We start from the raw sequence: 16640 nt of genomic DNA on the forward strand, positions 1-16640 counted from the left end.
CATATGATTGAGTCAAGAAAAGCGAAACAAACAAACGAAAAGCGCTAAAGCGACTTTCATCTATAAAAGAAAAAACAAAGGGGATGACGAGATGACATTGGCAATTGAAATGAAAGATGTAATGAAAAGTTTCAACGAAAAAACAGCACTTCGAAATGTAAATATTGAAGTGAAGCAAGGAGAAATTTTTGGATTCCTCGGACCGAGTGGATCTGGAAAAACGACAACAGTAAAGATTTTAACTTCTCAATTACTTCATAGCGTTGGAACGGTAAGGGTACTAGGAAAAGATATTACAGGACCAAGTAGCATTGATTACAAACGAATTGGTATTTTAACAGACAATAGTGGTTTATATGAGAGACTTAGCATTTATGATAACTTACTATTATTTTGTGACTTATACGATTGCAAAAAAGAGCGAATCGATGAAGTGTTAGCACAAGTGAACTTAATAGATGATAAGAAAACATTAGTAAAGAAACTATCAAAAGGAATGAGGCAGCGTGTCACACTAGCAAGAGCAATCCTTCATAAACCAGATATCCTCTTCTTAGACGAACCAACATCTGCACTAGATCCAGTTAACGTACAAAACATTCATAAAGTCTTAAAAGATTTAAATAAAGAAGGAACGACGATTTTCTTAACGACTCACAATATGGAAGAAGCGGAGACGCTTTGTAACCGCATTGCCTTTCTATGCGGTGGAGAAATTGTAGCGCTTGATACACCAGAAAACCTTCGCTTACAATACGCGAAAGATCAAATACAAGTCGTATTAAAAGATAAGCAAAAAGAAATCGTACAAAAAGATGAATTAGGTGCAAAACGTATTTCAGAATGGATGAAAAAAGGTGAATTACTATCGATTCATTCACATGAACCAACGCTAGGCGATATCTTTATTGAAGTTACTGGGAGGGGATTATAATGATATTTTCAATGAGACGATTTTCAGCTATTTTTCGGAAAGAGGTACAGGATATTAAAGCAAATGCATCTGTGCTCGTAATGGCGGCAATGCCACTTGTATTTTCTTTTGTTTATCAACAGATGGATGGACCGAAAGAACAAATAGCTAATATGGTAACTTTAATGGCTTTAACAATGGTAGGAAGTTTTGTTCAAGCAGCTTTAATTGCGGAAGAAAAAGAAAAGCACACGCTACGTGTAATGATGCTATCACCAGCATCATCGTTAGAAGTGTTACTAGGAAAAAGTACATTAACAGCTCTTATCACATTTGTAATTTGTATTAGTAACTTTGCTATTTTAGGTGTAATAAAGGGCAATATGGTTTTAATCGCTCTATTTTTACTTGTCAGTATATTTTTCTTCCTTATGTTAGGTACGGCGATTGGATTAATAGCTAAAACAACGGCGTCAACATCAGTAGTAGGTATGCCGATTCTATTTGTTTTTCTTCTAGCTCCAATGTTAGGCGGATTTATTAAAAGTGAGTTTGTAAAAAAGGCAATCGATTTTCTTCCAACAAAGCATCTTGCGGATGCCATGCCGAAATTGCTGGCTGGAAAAGGATTTTCAACTGTTAGTGGTGATTTAATCAATATTATAATTTGGTGTGTGCTTTCAATTATTCTTTGTATTGTAGTTTACAAAAAGAAACAAATGGACTAAAAACTGAGCTGAAACGCTCAGTTTTTTCTTTTTTCAATCATTTCCTCGGAAATTTTACAATTCCTATACATATTTTTACAGATTTTGTCGAAAATTAATTAGTTATACGTTGTATAGGATACGTGAATATTGTTCAAAATGATTGCTGAGGTGATGATGGAATGAGAGGAAGAAATAATAAAAAATCGCAAAAGGTAGTACATTTATTTCAAAAAAGATGGGTATTTCCGGCACTATACATTGCTTGTGCAGCGGTAATTTTAATGGTTGCGCTATGGTTCCAAGGAGCTAATCCGAAGAAGACTCCGAACCAAGATCAAGCAACACCGTATACACAATCGGAAGATCCAGCAGTACCAGTAACGAAATCTTCAGAAGTAGTGAAAATGCCAGCTCCTGCTAATGCGGAAGTAGTCGTACAGAAGAAGTTCTATGAAGATGCAGCAACTGAGGCGGAACAAGAAAAAGCACTTGTCTTTTATAACAACACATATTCCCCAAACAAAGGAATTGACATTGCTGCGAAGAATGGAAAAGAATTCAATGTTACAGCTGCTTTAAGTGGTACAGTAACGAAAGCTGAAAAAGATTCACTTCTTGGTTATGTTGTAACAGTTGATAGCGGAAATGGTGTAGCAGCTTCTTATCAAAGCTTAGGCAGTGTAAAAGTAGAAAAAGGTGCACGAGTTGTACAAGGTGAAGTATTAGGAAAATCCGGTCTAAGTGCAATGAATAAAGAAGCAGGTTCTCACGTTCACTTTGAAGTACGTAAAGACAATGTGGCTGTGAACCCTGAACGCTACTTAAATAAATCAGTAGCAGAAATTAAAGCTGATGCAGGTGCTGCAAAAGCAACGAATGCTTCTGGTAAAAAAGCTGATGACAAATCTCAAAAAGAAGAAAAGTCAACGAGCACGAAACCAGAAAGTAAAACAGAAGATAAGTCTCAAAAAGAAGAGAAATCAACAAGTGGTTCGACTAGTGACAAAAAAGAAGAACCGAAGAAAGAAGAAAAATCAACAAATGGTTCTACAGAATCATCTAACAGTTCTTCTTCACAAGAATAAGAAAGTGCAAAAATCAGCTCCCACTAGGGGAGCTGATTTTTTTATTTTCACCCCGCATTAACGGGCAGTAAGACCCCTACTTCAAAATTCAGTGAAAGCTAAGAAGTTAGGCCTGGGGTCAACTGCCCGTAAAAGCCCGATTGGTTCAACTAATAATCAGTGGGAAATGGCGCCCACTGATTAAAGTTTCACTTTATATAAAAATACTCAATTTCGAGAAAAAAGTTGCAATAACAAGGAAAAATGACGAGATTCTCGAATATATATTACAAAAGGGAGGGGATACTGTGTCATTTTTGTTTGTTCTGTCGACCGCTATTATTTTATTGTTTGTTTTATTTACCTTATATTATTATATTTCCAGTAAGAAAGAGGTTCCCCACCATCAATTGTTAGAAGAAGAATTGGAACGAGAAGAATGACACTCTAAGAAAGAGTGTCTTTTTCTTCTTGTACACCTATTGGAATTTTTAGAGCTAGCCCGTATAATACTAATTGTGATTTTTTTACATAGGAAAACGATATTTAAATACAGTAGGACTTTAAATACTGTGTTTTTTTGTTGTGGTTGAGGGGGAAGTTTTAAATTGAAAGCTAGAGGAAGCAAAAGTTCGAAAAAATTATTTATTTTAATAGCGGTTGTAGTAGCACTAATTGCTGGGATTGGATTTTTTATTTTTAATAAAATGAGCGCTGCAGGTAAGCAGGAGAAAGTGCCAGTTTTATTATATCATCATTTACTAAAGGAAACTGAAAAAGGAAATAGTGAAGCTTTTAAAAATAAAGGAACAGTTTTAGCGGTGGAGCAATTTGAGAAACAAATAAAATATTTAGCGGATAATAATTATAGAGCAATTACTGCAAAAGAATTAGAGGAATTTATAAAAAATAAAAAGAATCTTCCAGAAAAAAGTGTTTTAATTACTTTTGATGATGCATCAAAGTCAAATTATATTTATGCATATCCTATCTTAAAAAAATATAAAATGCATGCGATTTCCTTTGTTGTTACATCAAGAATTAACAATCAAGAAGAGAAATTTGATCCTAAGAAAATCCAAGCTCTAAGTAAATCTGAAATGGATAAAATGCGAGATGTTTTTGAATTTGGTAGCCATACTGATTCTCTGCATAAATTAGAAAAAGGAGAAGCTGTGGTATTTAATAAGAATAATGCGGAAATTAAAAATGACATTTTAAAGAGTAAAGATGCTTTAAAGACAGATTACCTTTCTTATCCGTTTGGAAAATACAATGATAAAATTGTTAAAGAATTAAAGGATTCTAAATTCCAGATGGCATTTGTAAACACATCTGATTATGCTACTAAAGAAAGTGATATATTAAAAGTTAATCGTTTTGTTATTAAGGCGGATTTAGATATAAAAGCATTCGCTGAAATAGTAAAAGGGAATTATGATAAACAAGATAAATAATCGAGATAAAGAGTATGTGGTATTTGATTTCAATTGAATACCACATACTCTTATTTTTTTATCTTAAGGTGTTTTGTGCTGATATTGGGTTATGTATAGATAAAATACTAAATTTGTAGCATCTTCTCTGTAAAAATATTGAACATGTAGCATATATCAGTAGCACAGGCAATACAATGGTATAAACCAAAGCAAAGAGAGTGTTTGAGGTGAGAAATCGTGAATCATTTCATTATAAATCCAAGAATGTTTAACGCTTACAAACAGCACTCACACTTACTTCTTAGTCATATGCAGCGAGGCTCATTTCACCCTTCTCACATCCAATTTAGGGAGGCGAGTGGTGTGCACGATTACATCAAAGAGAGAACTATCAAGATTGGTAAGTATATCGTGGAGACAAGAAAGACAGTGCGTGTCATTGCAAAAGAATTTGGGGTATCAAAGAGTACAGTCCATAAAGATTTAACAGAACGTCTACCAGAAATTAATCCAGAGCTCGCAAATGAAGTGAAAGAAATTCTTGATTATCATAAGTCTATTCGTCATTTAAGAGGCGGAGAAGCAACGAAACAAAAGTATAGAAAAGAAGATGTAGAAAAGCCGGTACGTCAATAAAGGTACAATCGTGAACATTCCGTTTCAATTCGGTAATATTTTTCAGAAGAATTCTTTTTGCGAATATTACGTTTCTGTTAAATTTATGATAAAATCAGAAATTAGGTGTAAAAGAATTCGGGTGTAACCTGATTTTGAATATCGAGGAGGAAAAAACGGGAATGTTTGCGCGAGATATCGGAATTGACCTAGGTACGGCTAACGTATTAATCCATGTTAAAGGTAAGGGTATTGTATTAAATGAGCCATCTGTTGTTGCTATTGATCGTAACACAGGTAAAGTATTAGCAGTAGGTGAAGAAGCAAGAAGTATGGTGGGACGTACGCCTGGTAATATTGTAGCAATTCGTCCACTAAAAGATGGTGTAATCGCAGATTTCGAAATTACAGAAGCAATGTTAAAGTATTTCATTAACAAATTGGACGTAAAGAGCTTCTTTTCAAAACCTCGCATTTTAATTTGTTGTCCAACAAATATCACATCAGTAGAACAAAAAGCAATTCGTGAGGCTGCTGAACGTTCAGGTGGTAAAACAGTATTTTTAGAAGAAGAACCAAAAGTAGCCGCAGTTGGTGCTGGTATGGAAATCTTCCAACCAAGCGGTAACATGGTTGTTGATATTGGTGGAGGTACAACAGATATCGCTGTACTATCTATGGGTGATATTGTTACCTCTTCCTCTATCAAAATGGCTGGCGATAAGTTTGATATGGAGATCTTAAACTACATTAAACGTAAGTATAAGCTATTAATCGGAGAACGTACTTCAGAAGATATTAAAATTAAAGTTGGTACAGTATTCCCAGGTGCACGTAGTGAAGAACTTGAAATTCGCGGACGTGACATGGTAACAGGTTTACCACGTACAATTACAGTATGCTCTGAAGAAATTACAGAAGCGTTAAAAGAAAATGCCGCTGTTATTGTACAAGCTGCAAAAGGCGTACTAGAGCGCACACCACCAGAATTATCGGCGGACATTATCGACCGCGGTGTTATTCTAACAGGCGGTGGAGCTTTACTACACGGTATCGACATGCTTCTAGCAGAAGAACTAAAAGTACCAGTATTAATTGCTGAAAACCCAATGCACTGTGTTGCGGTTGGTACAGGTATTATGTTAGAGAATATCGATAAATTACCACGTCGTGCTTTACGATAAATATTGAATTAATATTATTTGAAATACTGTAAACCTTGAACAGTTGACTTTATTATCTACTGTTTAAGGTTTATTTGTATTGGATCACTTTATAGTAAATGTTGAGATTTAAATACTATTTATTTGTATATATATCTTTATTCATGTTAGGTATAAAAAGCTAAATTATTAGTTAGAAAGGTTCAATTTTGTCAGATTTAGTGATATCCTTGTATTTGTAAATTTAAAGCGAACTTTGTAAATTTAAAGCGAACTTTGTTAAAAAATAGTAAAAATAGTAAGTGATTAGGTGAAATAGAATGGGGTATTATTTGATATGGGAGGAAGAAGGGACATAGATAAATGAAAAAGGTGTTAGTAATAGCACAAAATTTTTATCCGGAAATTGGAAGTGCGGCAAATAGAATAAAGAATATTTATTTGGAATTAAGTGAAAGAGGATACGATGTTACAATCTTGACTACTGATCCAAGGTATCCAAATGAGAATTTATATAAGAAGAAGGAATTTTGGGATGAAGAATCGATAAATAGTGAAGATGTTATAAGAGTAAAACCAAGAGTGAAAAAATACACAAATAATATGCTAAGGAGATTATTTTTGTATTTAGAAATCACAATGCTTTTTATTATGGCTATATTCCGTATGGATAAAAAATATGATTATGTATTCGTTTCAACTCCGCCTATTTTTATTGGTATAGCTGGCCTTTTTGCTAAAAAAAAGTTGAAAGCTGAATTATTATTAGATGTACGAGATTTATGGCCGGAATCATTGTTAGGAGTTGGAGTTTTTGCAAATCGGTTTGTATTATCGATAGCATATGCCTTAGAAAAGATGTTATATCGTGTAGCTGATCAAATTATTGTAAATAGCGCAGGATTTATTCCATACCTGGAGTTAAAAGGGGTTAGACGTGAAAAAGTATCATTTATGCCCAACTCTTTAACAGAAGAAGAATTACATATGATAGAAACTAAAAAAGCTATAACTGATTCGAGTGCTAAAATAGTTGAAGTAATTTATACAGGAAATATCGGGTTGGCCCAAGATGTACTAAAGTTGATTGAGGTGGCTGAATATCTACGAGAAAAGGAAAATATTAAATTTAAAATAATTGGCTATGGGTTTAAAAGTTATCAAGTGGCTGAAGTTATTAAAGAAAAAAAACTTTCTAATATAGAAATTATTAAAGCGAAAAGTCGTAATAAAACCCTAAAAGAAGTTGCAAAGGCACATATTGCATATGTTAGTTTAGTAGATGAAAAAGTATTTCAAACTGTTTTGCCAGGAAAAATTATTGATTATATGTGTATGAAAAAGCCTATTATTGGAGATGTGTCTGGATATGCCGAAAAAGTTATTAATGAAGCTCAATGTGGTTTGATTTCAAATGATCGAACAGCTAAAGAATTAGGAGAACACATTATCAAACTAGCTGAAAATGAGATATTACGTAGAAAAATGGGAAACAATGGGCATGAATTTGCTTTCCAATATTTGAGGTGGAAAAATAATATTAAAGTATTAACAAGTTTAATGGAGGAAAATGATGCCACAGAAGAAAGTATGTATGTTCGTATGGAACCACTTCACAAATGATGCTCGTGTATTAAGGGAATGCACGGCTTTAGCTGAAGAGGATTATGAAGTAGACCTGATATGTATTCATGATTGGAAACAAAATGATTTACCTAAGTGGGAGATGCGAAAAGAAGGATTTACAGTAACACGTGTAAATAATCGACTATCTCTTTTACAAAAAGGATTGGGCGCAGCAAAAAGAGTAAAGCAGTTGATAACGAAAAATATAGTTACAATGTTTTTATTTGGAGTAATTGCAGCACTTTGTTTATGGAAATTCCCAATGATAACATGTTTGATATTGTTATTTGGTGCATTATTTTCTATGGGAAAGCTACGGACATTAATTGTACGCTCTTATATACTGATTCAAATGGTTAAGGTTGGTTTGAAGAAGGAATATGATTTCTATCATTCTAATGATTTAAATACACTACCACAAGGATGGCTTTGTGCAAAAGTATTTAGAAAAAAGAAATTAATCTATGATTCACATGAGGTACAGACCAGCCGTACCGGATACAATAGTAAAATTTATGGAATTATGGAGAAATTCTTTCTGAAATATACAGATGTCATGATTATGGAAAATCATACTCGTGCAAAATATGCGGAAGATTTATATGGCTTCTACCCTAAGGTCATTCATAACTATCCCTTTGTAACACAACCAGAAGACAGTAATTCAATTAATTTGCATGAAGTGTTAGAGATTCCGCAGGAAGAGCCTATCTTATTGTATCAAGGCGGAATTCAAGTGGGTAGAGGTCTAGAAAAGCTAGTACAAGCAGTTCCAATGTTTAAAAAGGGCATACTTGTATTTATTGGCGATGGACGTATTAAACCTGAGTTACAGAAGATGGTATTGGATTTAGGTTTGGAAAATAAAGTGAAATTCATTCCGAAAGTACCTGTGAATGAATTATTACACTATACGAAGAACGCTTATTTAGGTTTTCAAGTTTTAAATAACGTTTGTTTTAATCATTATTCAGCTTCATCTAATAAACTATTTGAGTATATGATGAGCGGAGTTCCAGTTGTTGCTTGTAGTTTTCCAGAGATACAACGTGTGGTGGAAAATGAATATGTTGGGGTTTGTATAGATTCTCACAATCCTGCTTCCATTGCTGAAGGAGTAAACTACATACTAGAACATCCAGAAGAAAGAGAAAAAATGAGAGAAAATAGCTTCATTGCCCGTAATAATTATAATTGGGAAAATGAAAAAGAACTCTTTATAAATATATATAAGGATTTGGAATGATATAGGAGAAAAGATTTTTGATTTCTACGTTACCATAGGAACTAAAAGATGGGAATGAGGGTTTCTTGAAGAAAGTAAAGCTAAGTGTAGTAATTACAAATTATAATAAAGAACAATATTTAGCTCAGTGTTTACAATCTGTTGTTGAACAGACATTAAAGGGAATTGAAATTATTGTTGTTGATGATGGCTCAACAGATAATAGTATGACAGTATTGGGGCAGTATGAAAAACAACATAATAATTTGAAAGTTTATAGACAACAGAATTCGGGTGTAAGTGCTGCTCGTAATGCCGGATTACAAAAAGCAAACGGGGAATATGTTACATTTTTAGATGCGGATGATTATGTACATTTAGCTGGATATGAGAAAATGTATGAGGTTGCGAGCGGAAATAATGCAGATATGGTTATTGCCAATATTATTTGTTTTAATGAATATAAAAATTGGCCACTTTCATATATGAAAAAATTATTTAATAAGAAATTCCCACTAATTAGAAACGTTGCGGAAAACTTAGAATTACATTTCACTCCATCCACGAGCAATAAGATATTTAAAAGAGAAATGTGCGTCCTTAATGGTATTCATTTTGATGAAGATCTTTGGGTAGGAGAAGACTTGCTATTTACCCAACAATGTTTGTTGGTTTCAGAAAGTGTAATCGTACGCGAGATACCCTTGCTCTATTATAGAATAGTAGATAACGGTAATAATAACCTATCTAAAAATACAACGATTACATTTTTTAATCAGTTAGTTATATTACAAATGAAATTAACGGCCATGTATAGAGAGAGAAAAAGGCTTGCATTAATCCATACAATAGAGGCAAGACAGTGGAAATTCTTTGTGGATTCCATTGTTTTAAAGGGAAAAGATTTTTCAAATGAAAAGCTTTTAGAAGTCATTCACCTAGGAAATGAGTTTCTATCAAGCTTAATTAGCTTTAAGCATGTAGAAGGTTTTAATGTGCGGGACCAATTAATAACTGAAATGATAAAAGAAAATGATTATAAAGGTTTAGAGAAATTATTAAATATCTTTCAGAATGAATTAATTACAAAAGAACATGTATATGATAATGGAAAATATTATTATTTTTATTATCGATTTTTCCCTCGATATAAAGAATTATTACAAGTTAATAATTTAACTGTAGTTCATAAAATTGAAGGAATAAAACTTCGTAAAGAGATTCTTACAATTAGTGGATATGCATTTGTTGAAAATGTATCAACTAAAAAAATAAAAAAAGAATTAGTATTTTATAAAGATGGAGCCACTAAAACAATTCAACTAAAAAACTCCTTACGTACTGATATATCATATTTATTTTCTAATAATACCATTGACTATAATGATGCGGGATTTAAAACAATAGAAGTCAATGTAAGAGATTTGTTAGAAGAGGGAGAATGGAAAATATCAATACGCCTCAGCATAGGGAAAACTGTTATTGAAGAACCGCTAAGGGTTCTGTTAGCGCAGTTACGCAATAATACAAAGTATCAAAATGAAAATTCATTGGATATTAAGATACTATATAAAAATAGTGAAGCTACAATTCAAATCCACAAGTCTAACTATATGAAGAGAATGATGAATACATATAGTGAAGTTAAGCGATCACTTCGCTATGATTTAGGATTATTTAAAAGAAAAAATTATAAAGCATTACTTGCAATTATATTCTATAAATTATTTGGATCATATTTTCGTAGAAAGAATATATGGTTAATTGGTGAAAGAGAAGATACAGCACAAGATAATTCCTATCACTTATTTAAGTATATTCGGAAGAAACACCCTGATATTCCAGTTTTTTATATTATTAATAAGGAAAGTAATGATTATAAAAATATCGAGGGATTAGGAAATATAATTCAATACGGAAGTTTTAAACATACATTCTATTTATTAATTTGTAATAAAACAATTAATAGTTATTCAGAAACAGCCAATATGTATACGGACGATTATAAGCACATTTTAAAGTACTATCCCGAATGGCAGCAAAATAAGAAGTTTTTTATTCAACATGGGGTTATAGGTGTAAGTCGTGTAAATCATGTGTTAAATAAAAATCGAATGGGCTATTCTCTATTTGTTGTGTCCTCACAGTTTGAGAAGGAGCATATCGTCAAAGAATTTGGATATGAGGAAAATGAAGTAATCGTAACAGGGCTTGCACGTTGGGATGCCCTAAAGGATGAAAGTAAAGGAAATGAGATTTTACTCATGCCAACTTGGAGAAGTTGGATTAAAACGAAAGACCAATTAATGAAATCTAAGTACTGGCAGACATATATGTCATTTTTAAAAAGTAAAGAGCTCCATAAGATGTTAGAAGAGAAAGACATGACATTGACTTTCTTTCCTCATTATCAGACTCAAAAATTAGGTGCTGAAACGCCTGTATTTCATGAACGAATCAAGATCATGAAACAAGGTGAAGAAACAGTGCAAAGTCTATTAAAGCGACATCGTTTACTAATTACAGATTATTCTACAGTTTCATTTGATTTTGCTTATATGAATAAGCCTGTGATTTTTTTTCAGTTTGATTATGATGAATTTTATTCTAAACACTATAACGAAGGTCCGATTAATCATAGGACCGAGTTGTTTGGAAAAAGAGTAGAAAGTGAAAAAGATATATATATTTTATTAAATGATTTTGAAAGTTCATTGCAAAGTCTTAATTTGGAGCAAGTAAATAAGTACGTTATTAAGCCAAAAGAGTTACATTGTCAAATGTTATTCGAAAATATAAAGGGAGTGTAGAGATTTGAAAAAGCCACTAATTTCGGTGATTTTGCCTATATACAATGTAGAGATGTATATAGAGGAGTGTTTAAGTTCTTTAGTGCATCAAACAATTGGTGTAGAAAATTTAGAAGTTATTATGGTGAATGATTGTTCTACAGATAATACGGGAAAAGTTTTAGATCAATATGCTGAGAACTATAATAATTTTAAAGCTATACACTTGGAAAAAAATTGTGGCGCACCTGGTAAACCAAGAAATATTGGTATTGATATTGCGAAAGGAAAATATCTAATATTTATGGATCCAGATGATTATATACCAGCGGATGCATATGAAACTTTATTCAATATCGCCGAGGAGTATAAATCAGACTTTGTTATGGGGAAAATGGAAAGTTTTAATGATAGTGATGGATCAACATTCCAACATTCAACTTTTAAACACTATCTTTTACAAAAACCATATATGAATACTAACATAGAGGTATCACCATTCTTTTTACAGGTGAAAACAGCTATTACTTTAAAGTTAGTAAGGACAGCATTTGTTAGACAACATAAAATTTCTTTCATCGAGGGAATGAGAAATGGGGAAGATAAATTTTATGATGTTCAGTTATTTACAAAAGCTAAAAAGTTTAGTTATATTCCTCAAAATGTTTATAAATATAGGGCACGTGATGATGATCGTAATCTATCGTTGACGCAGCAAGATATTCTTTCTTCTGTTGAGAATGATGTACAGTCTGTAAATGCAATTAAACCAAAATTAAATGATAAAGAATATAGTTATTTTCAGGTAAATGCGTTAAGGTCAATTCTTTGGAAAATTTGTGATCCGGATTTTAATAAACTATCAATCGAAGAGAAGAAGAGATTAATTAATTTAGTGAAAAGAGTAGTAGATGGTTATGATATTGAAATAGTGAAGAAATATTTAGTTTGGGAAGAACCCTTCTTAAGTCTAATTGAAAAAAATTATATAAATGAAGCATTGGCATATAATAGCATGTTAATTTCAAGAAGATGGTGGTTAAAACAAGGAACCGAATTACAACAAAGATATAGGAAACAAACAGCTATCCGTAATAGCTTTTCTTGGAGGATTACTAAATTTCTTAGAAACAGGAATTTTAAATTAAAAGATATTATCAAAGGGAGATTTTTGAATGAAACTAAGCGTAGTAACACAATTACGGGCTCATGATGAAGGTTTAATTAAACAGGCCTTTGAATTGTTACAAAAACAGACTATCGATGCTAATGAGTTTGAATTGCTTATTTTTTATAATTATAAAAATATTTCTTTAGAAATGGTTAGATTTGTAGAAAAATTAAAAGAAAGCTGTAAGCTGAATATAGTATTAAAAGAAGGAAAGATTGATGTAGAAGGATTAAGAGGAGAGTATATTACTTTCTTTGATTTTTATACAAAGTTTAGACCAAATGTATACGAACGTTTATATAATGCTGCACAAAAGAATGATTTAGATTTTATATCTGCTTGTTTAGAGGGAAAAAATGAGAAAAAAATTATAAATAAAAAAAATATAATGCAGAGTAATTTTGCTACAATTACAGCATTAAAAATAATAAAGAAAGAAGTTCTGTTAACGAAGGAATTTAATTTTATCTCTCAATTAAATGAATCAAACATTAAATATTTGGATATTAAGTTATATTTGTCAGGCCTTAATTATGATTTTGCAACTGATATAAAATATAAAAACAAAACACCATTTAATGAAGAGTATATAATAAATTCAATAAAAGATATTCAGTATATTTTTGATTCTTTGATAAGTGATTATGGAGAAGGGTTTAATCAAGATTTAAAAATTATACTTTTTAAACAAATATTAAATTTAGTGGATAAAAATACCTTTTTAAATGAAGTAGAAAAAGGTTATCAAGAGACATTATTGAATGTGTTGAAGGATCTCTTATCTATCTCAGATGAACGTATTTATAAGGGGAATGAAGGGTATAAGGGATTTTTAAATCTTATAATTTTAGGTTTATATGATGAAGCAATGAAATACATGGTGATATTTAGGAGTAAGAGGTACTGGTATAATCAATCACAAAAGTATGAAACATATTTTGAAAAAAATCCATATCTCTTAGAAGAATCTTTATCTTGGAAAATTACAAAACCAATCCGAGGAATTCAAAGGATATTTGGATATATTAAAAATTCATTGTATAAAGTACTTATTCTTTTATTGAGTTTATTTGTAAAGATGCGCTTTGCAGGAAAAGAAATTTGGTTAGTTGGGGAGCGTGAGGATCAGGCTGAAGATAATGGGTTCTTCTTCTTCAAGTATTGTCGCGAAAAATATCCATCAGAAAGAATATATTATGTAATTAATGAAGATTCACCTCATTTAGATAAAGTTGAGCAATATGGTAATGTTATATATCATTCTTCTTTTAAGCATAAGGTTTATATGCTGGCAGCAAGTACATATATAAGTGCTTGGGTATTTGAAGAATGTTCATATCCTAGGCCGAAACAACAATTTATTAAATGGTTTGGAAATATAGTTTCTAAAAAAAATCATATTTGTTTGCAACATGGTGTAATCATTCATAATATTGCTCCGTATCTAAGTAAGGAGAGATATAAACAAGATTTAATTATTTCAAGTTCAGAGTATGAAAAGCAGATTATTATGAAGACATTAGGGTATCCTGACAAGGATGTGGCTGTAACTGGATTAGCTAGGTTTGATAATCTTCACGAGAGAAAAACGAAAAAACAAATTCTCATTATGCCCACATGGCGTAGACACTTATTAAATGTAAATAAAGCACAATTTTTACAGTCCGATTATTATAAAGTGTATAAAAGTTTAATTGAGAACAAAGACTTTCTAAATTTAATAGAAAAGAAAAACATAGAAGTTAAATTTTATATACATAGTCAAATGCAAAAATTTATGGATGAATTTGTAGTAAAGCATCCTAAAATAGAATTTCTTGTAAAAAGTAATGCGACTGTATCGGAATTATTAAAAGAAAGTGCACTATTAATCACTGATTATTCATCAGTGTCATCAGACTTCTTATACATGGAAAAACCAGTTATAATGTATCAGTTTGATCCGCATAATAATCATCATGCTCCTTGCGAAGAAATTAGATATAGTGACTTAGGTTATATTGTGTCTAAAGAGCAAGCGTTAATTAAGCAAATAAATAAAGTTATGGATGATAATTTAAAAATTAGTAAGAGATATTTAGCGAATTCTAAAAGGATTTTTAAATATAAAGATATTAAGAATGCTGAGAGAATATATAAAGTAATTAAAGAAAAGACTTCTCGCATATAGAAATGCAAATGAATGTAATTGTAAAAGATATTTATCAGATAATTAAAGAAAGAGTTTTTTGAGGTAAATTATGTATAAGCTAAATAATATGAGGGTTGATAATACAATCTTCTCTATTGAAGTAATTCAGGATGGAATGATTAATAGAGCGAACAATATTGAAGTAGGGGTATTTGTTCATAATGTGAATAATATATCAGATATACATGAATACAATCAAAAGATGGTTATAAAAGAGAAAAGACTACATTGTAACATAGACCTTAAAGCTATGTTACAATGTAACTTTTTATTTCAACATGGGTGTATAATAGATTTTTATATCAAATCAAATGGAAGATATTACCCTATTCAAATGGATGTATCAGAATTTGAAAAAAAGAAAGATAGAATACCCATTATGGATATTTTGTATTTAGAGGTAAGAAGAAATAATACCCTTTCTTTTATAGGTCATCAATTACAAAAGAGTATTAAATTATCAAAGTTAAAAATAGAAGATTCTGGAGTGGAAATTTTATTTCCTATGTTTCATAATAACTCAATCATAGATAAGGAATATTGGTTAGTATTCAAAAAAAGAAATGATCAGGGATACGATGAAGTATTAAAGTATAAGATTTATGCCAAAGAAGGCCTATGCAGTTTCACTGGTAGTGTTAAAGAAATTTTCACTCAATTTACTTTAATAAATGAAACCATTATAGATATTTTTGTTGGAATTGAACAATATAATTCGTATGCAGAAGTTCATATAGATTTTCCTTTTGCTAAGTATAATTATACTCAAGTTAATAATATTAATTTCGTTAAGCCATATGCAAATAATAAAGGGTATTTGAGTATTTATACGAGAGCAAGTGATGAGAAGCCGCTGACTATGAATAGTGTATTTTCAAAGAAAGAAGAATCAAAATTAATTAAAGTAGCAGTCTTAGGTTCATGTGTGACGAGAGATAATTTTAATAGTAAATTCAATTATGATTATAAACGCTACTATGAATGTGTTTTGCTACAAAATCAAACTTCTATTATTAGCTTAATGGGAAAACCAGTGCAACTTCCATTAAATAAGATTACTGAGTTAAATCAATGGGACGCTAATGATGTAAGATCAGATTTTGAAAAATCATTTTTGATTCAATTAAAAGAAAAGCAACCAGACTATCTTATAATGGACCTTTTTGGGGATGTGTTTTTTGGATGTATAAGGTTGGCAGATACTTATGTTACAAATAATTATTGGAAATTAGGTAAAACAGAATTCTTTAAAGAAATAAAGCAACCAACGTATCTCAATATTATGACGCAACCGGAAGAGTATTTATTATTATGGAAAAATGCTATAAATGATTTATTTGAAATCTTAAGAGAAGAATTACCTCATTGTAAGATAATCTTACATAAAGCTAGATTTACAGATATTTATTACGATAAAAATAATCAATTGAATAAGATGAATCCTAGTATAGATGTAAAAGAATTAAATAAATATTGGGATACATTAGATAGATATGTATTAGAAAATTTTAATGTACAATTTATTGATTTAAATGAAAAGAAATATTTTTCGTATGAACAACACCCTTGGGGAGTATTTGGTGTTCATTATGAAATGAATTATTATGTTGATTTTTTGAAGAGTTTACACAATCTAGTGTTAGTGAACTATCTTTCTACGGGTAAGGAAGTTTATAGAAAAATTTTTAACGTAATAAAATAATATAGTGTATTTTGAGGTAATGAAAAGTTTAG

13 protein-coding genes are annotated in these 16640 nt (G+C 31.0%); all 13 read left to right on the plus strand.

Annotation, left to right across the window (positions count from 1 at the left end):
• The first annotated feature begins 91 nt into the window (after positions 1–91).
• Positions 92–934, plus strand: a complete 843-nt coding sequence (locus AC3WTI_RS19860; protein ID WP_087959192.1) for an ABC transporter ATP-binding protein — start codon at positions 92–94, stop codon at positions 932–934.
• Positions 934–1641, plus strand: a complete 708-nt coding sequence (locus AC3WTI_RS19865; protein ID WP_087959193.1) for an ABC transporter permease — start codon at positions 934–936, stop codon at positions 1639–1641. The genes AC3WTI_RS19860 and AC3WTI_RS19865 overlap by 1 nt, the downstream gene beginning before the upstream one ends.
• Before the next feature lie 161 nt (positions 1642–1802).
• On the plus strand, positions 1803–2708 hold the full coding sequence (gene spoIIQ, locus AC3WTI_RS19870) for a stage II sporulation protein SpoIIQ (RefSeq protein ID WP_087959194.1): 906 nt from the start codon (positions 1803–1805) through the stop codon (positions 2706–2708).
• A 287-nt stretch (positions 2709–2995) separates the two neighbouring features.
• Positions 2996–3130 carry an ABC transporter ATP-binding protein gene (locus tag AC3WTI_RS19875; RefSeq protein WP_131931192.1) on the plus strand — a complete coding sequence of 45 codons (135 nt, stop codon included), beginning with the start codon at positions 2996–2998 and terminating at the stop codon, positions 3128–3130.
• Between the two features lie 165 nt (positions 3131–3295).
• A complete protein-coding gene (locus AC3WTI_RS19880) occupies positions 3296–4144 on the plus strand; it encodes a polysaccharide deacetylase family protein (protein ID WP_253621695.1) in 849 nt (282 codons plus the stop codon).
• Between the two features lie 345 nt (positions 4145–4489).
• Positions 4490–4762 (plus strand): sporulation transcriptional regulator SpoIIID, encoded by a 273-nt coding sequence (gene spoIIID / locus AC3WTI_RS19885; RefSeq protein ID WP_000544012.1) that lies wholly within the window; start codon positions 4490–4492, stop codon positions 4760–4762.
• A gap of 161 nt (positions 4763–4923) precedes the next feature.
• Positions 4924–5925, plus strand: a complete 1002-nt coding sequence (locus AC3WTI_RS19890) for a rod shape-determining protein (protein WP_000457986.1) — start codon at positions 4924–4926, stop codon at positions 5923–5925.
• 342 nt (positions 5926–6267) lie between these two features.
• Complete coding sequence (locus AC3WTI_RS19895) at positions 6268–7527, plus strand: glycosyltransferase family 4 protein (RefSeq protein WP_087959196.1); 1260 nt, start codon at positions 6268–6270, stop codon at positions 7525–7527.
• On the plus strand, positions 7478–8776 hold the full coding sequence (locus AC3WTI_RS19900; RefSeq protein WP_253621694.1) for a glycosyltransferase: 1299 nt from the start codon (positions 7478–7480) through the stop codon (positions 8774–8776). The genes AC3WTI_RS19895 and AC3WTI_RS19900 overlap by 50 nt, the downstream gene beginning before the upstream one ends.
• 65 nt (positions 8777–8841) lie before the next feature.
• The gene (locus AC3WTI_RS19905) at positions 8842–11565 is read left to right on the plus strand and encodes a bifunctional glycosyltransferase/CDP-glycerol:glycerophosphate glycerophosphotransferase (RefSeq protein ID WP_253621693.1); all 2724 of its coding nucleotides are present in this window, start codon (positions 8842–8844) and stop codon (positions 11563–11565) included.
• A 4-nt stretch (positions 11566–11569) separates the two neighbouring features.
• The gene (locus AC3WTI_RS19910) at positions 11570–12757 is read left to right on the plus strand and encodes a glycosyltransferase family 2 protein (protein ID WP_253621692.1); all 1188 of its coding nucleotides are present in this window, start codon (positions 11570–11572) and stop codon (positions 12755–12757) included.
• Positions 12720–14885 (plus strand): CDP-glycerol glycerophosphotransferase family protein, encoded by a 2166-nt coding sequence (locus AC3WTI_RS19915; protein ID WP_253621691.1) that lies wholly within the window; start codon positions 12720–12722, stop codon positions 14883–14885. Before AC3WTI_RS19910 ends, AC3WTI_RS19915 begins: the two co-directional genes overlap by 38 nt.
• A 70-nt stretch (positions 14886–14955) precedes the next feature.
• Positions 14956–16608 carry a DUF6270 domain-containing protein gene (locus AC3WTI_RS19920; protein ID WP_253621690.1) on the plus strand — a complete coding sequence of 551 codons (1653 nt, stop codon included), beginning with the start codon at positions 14956–14958 and terminating at the stop codon, positions 16606–16608.
• Positions 16609–16640: the final 32 nt, after the last annotated feature.

The sequence above is a fragment of the Bacillus sp. EB106-02-03-XG38 genome (assembly GCF_058792175.1).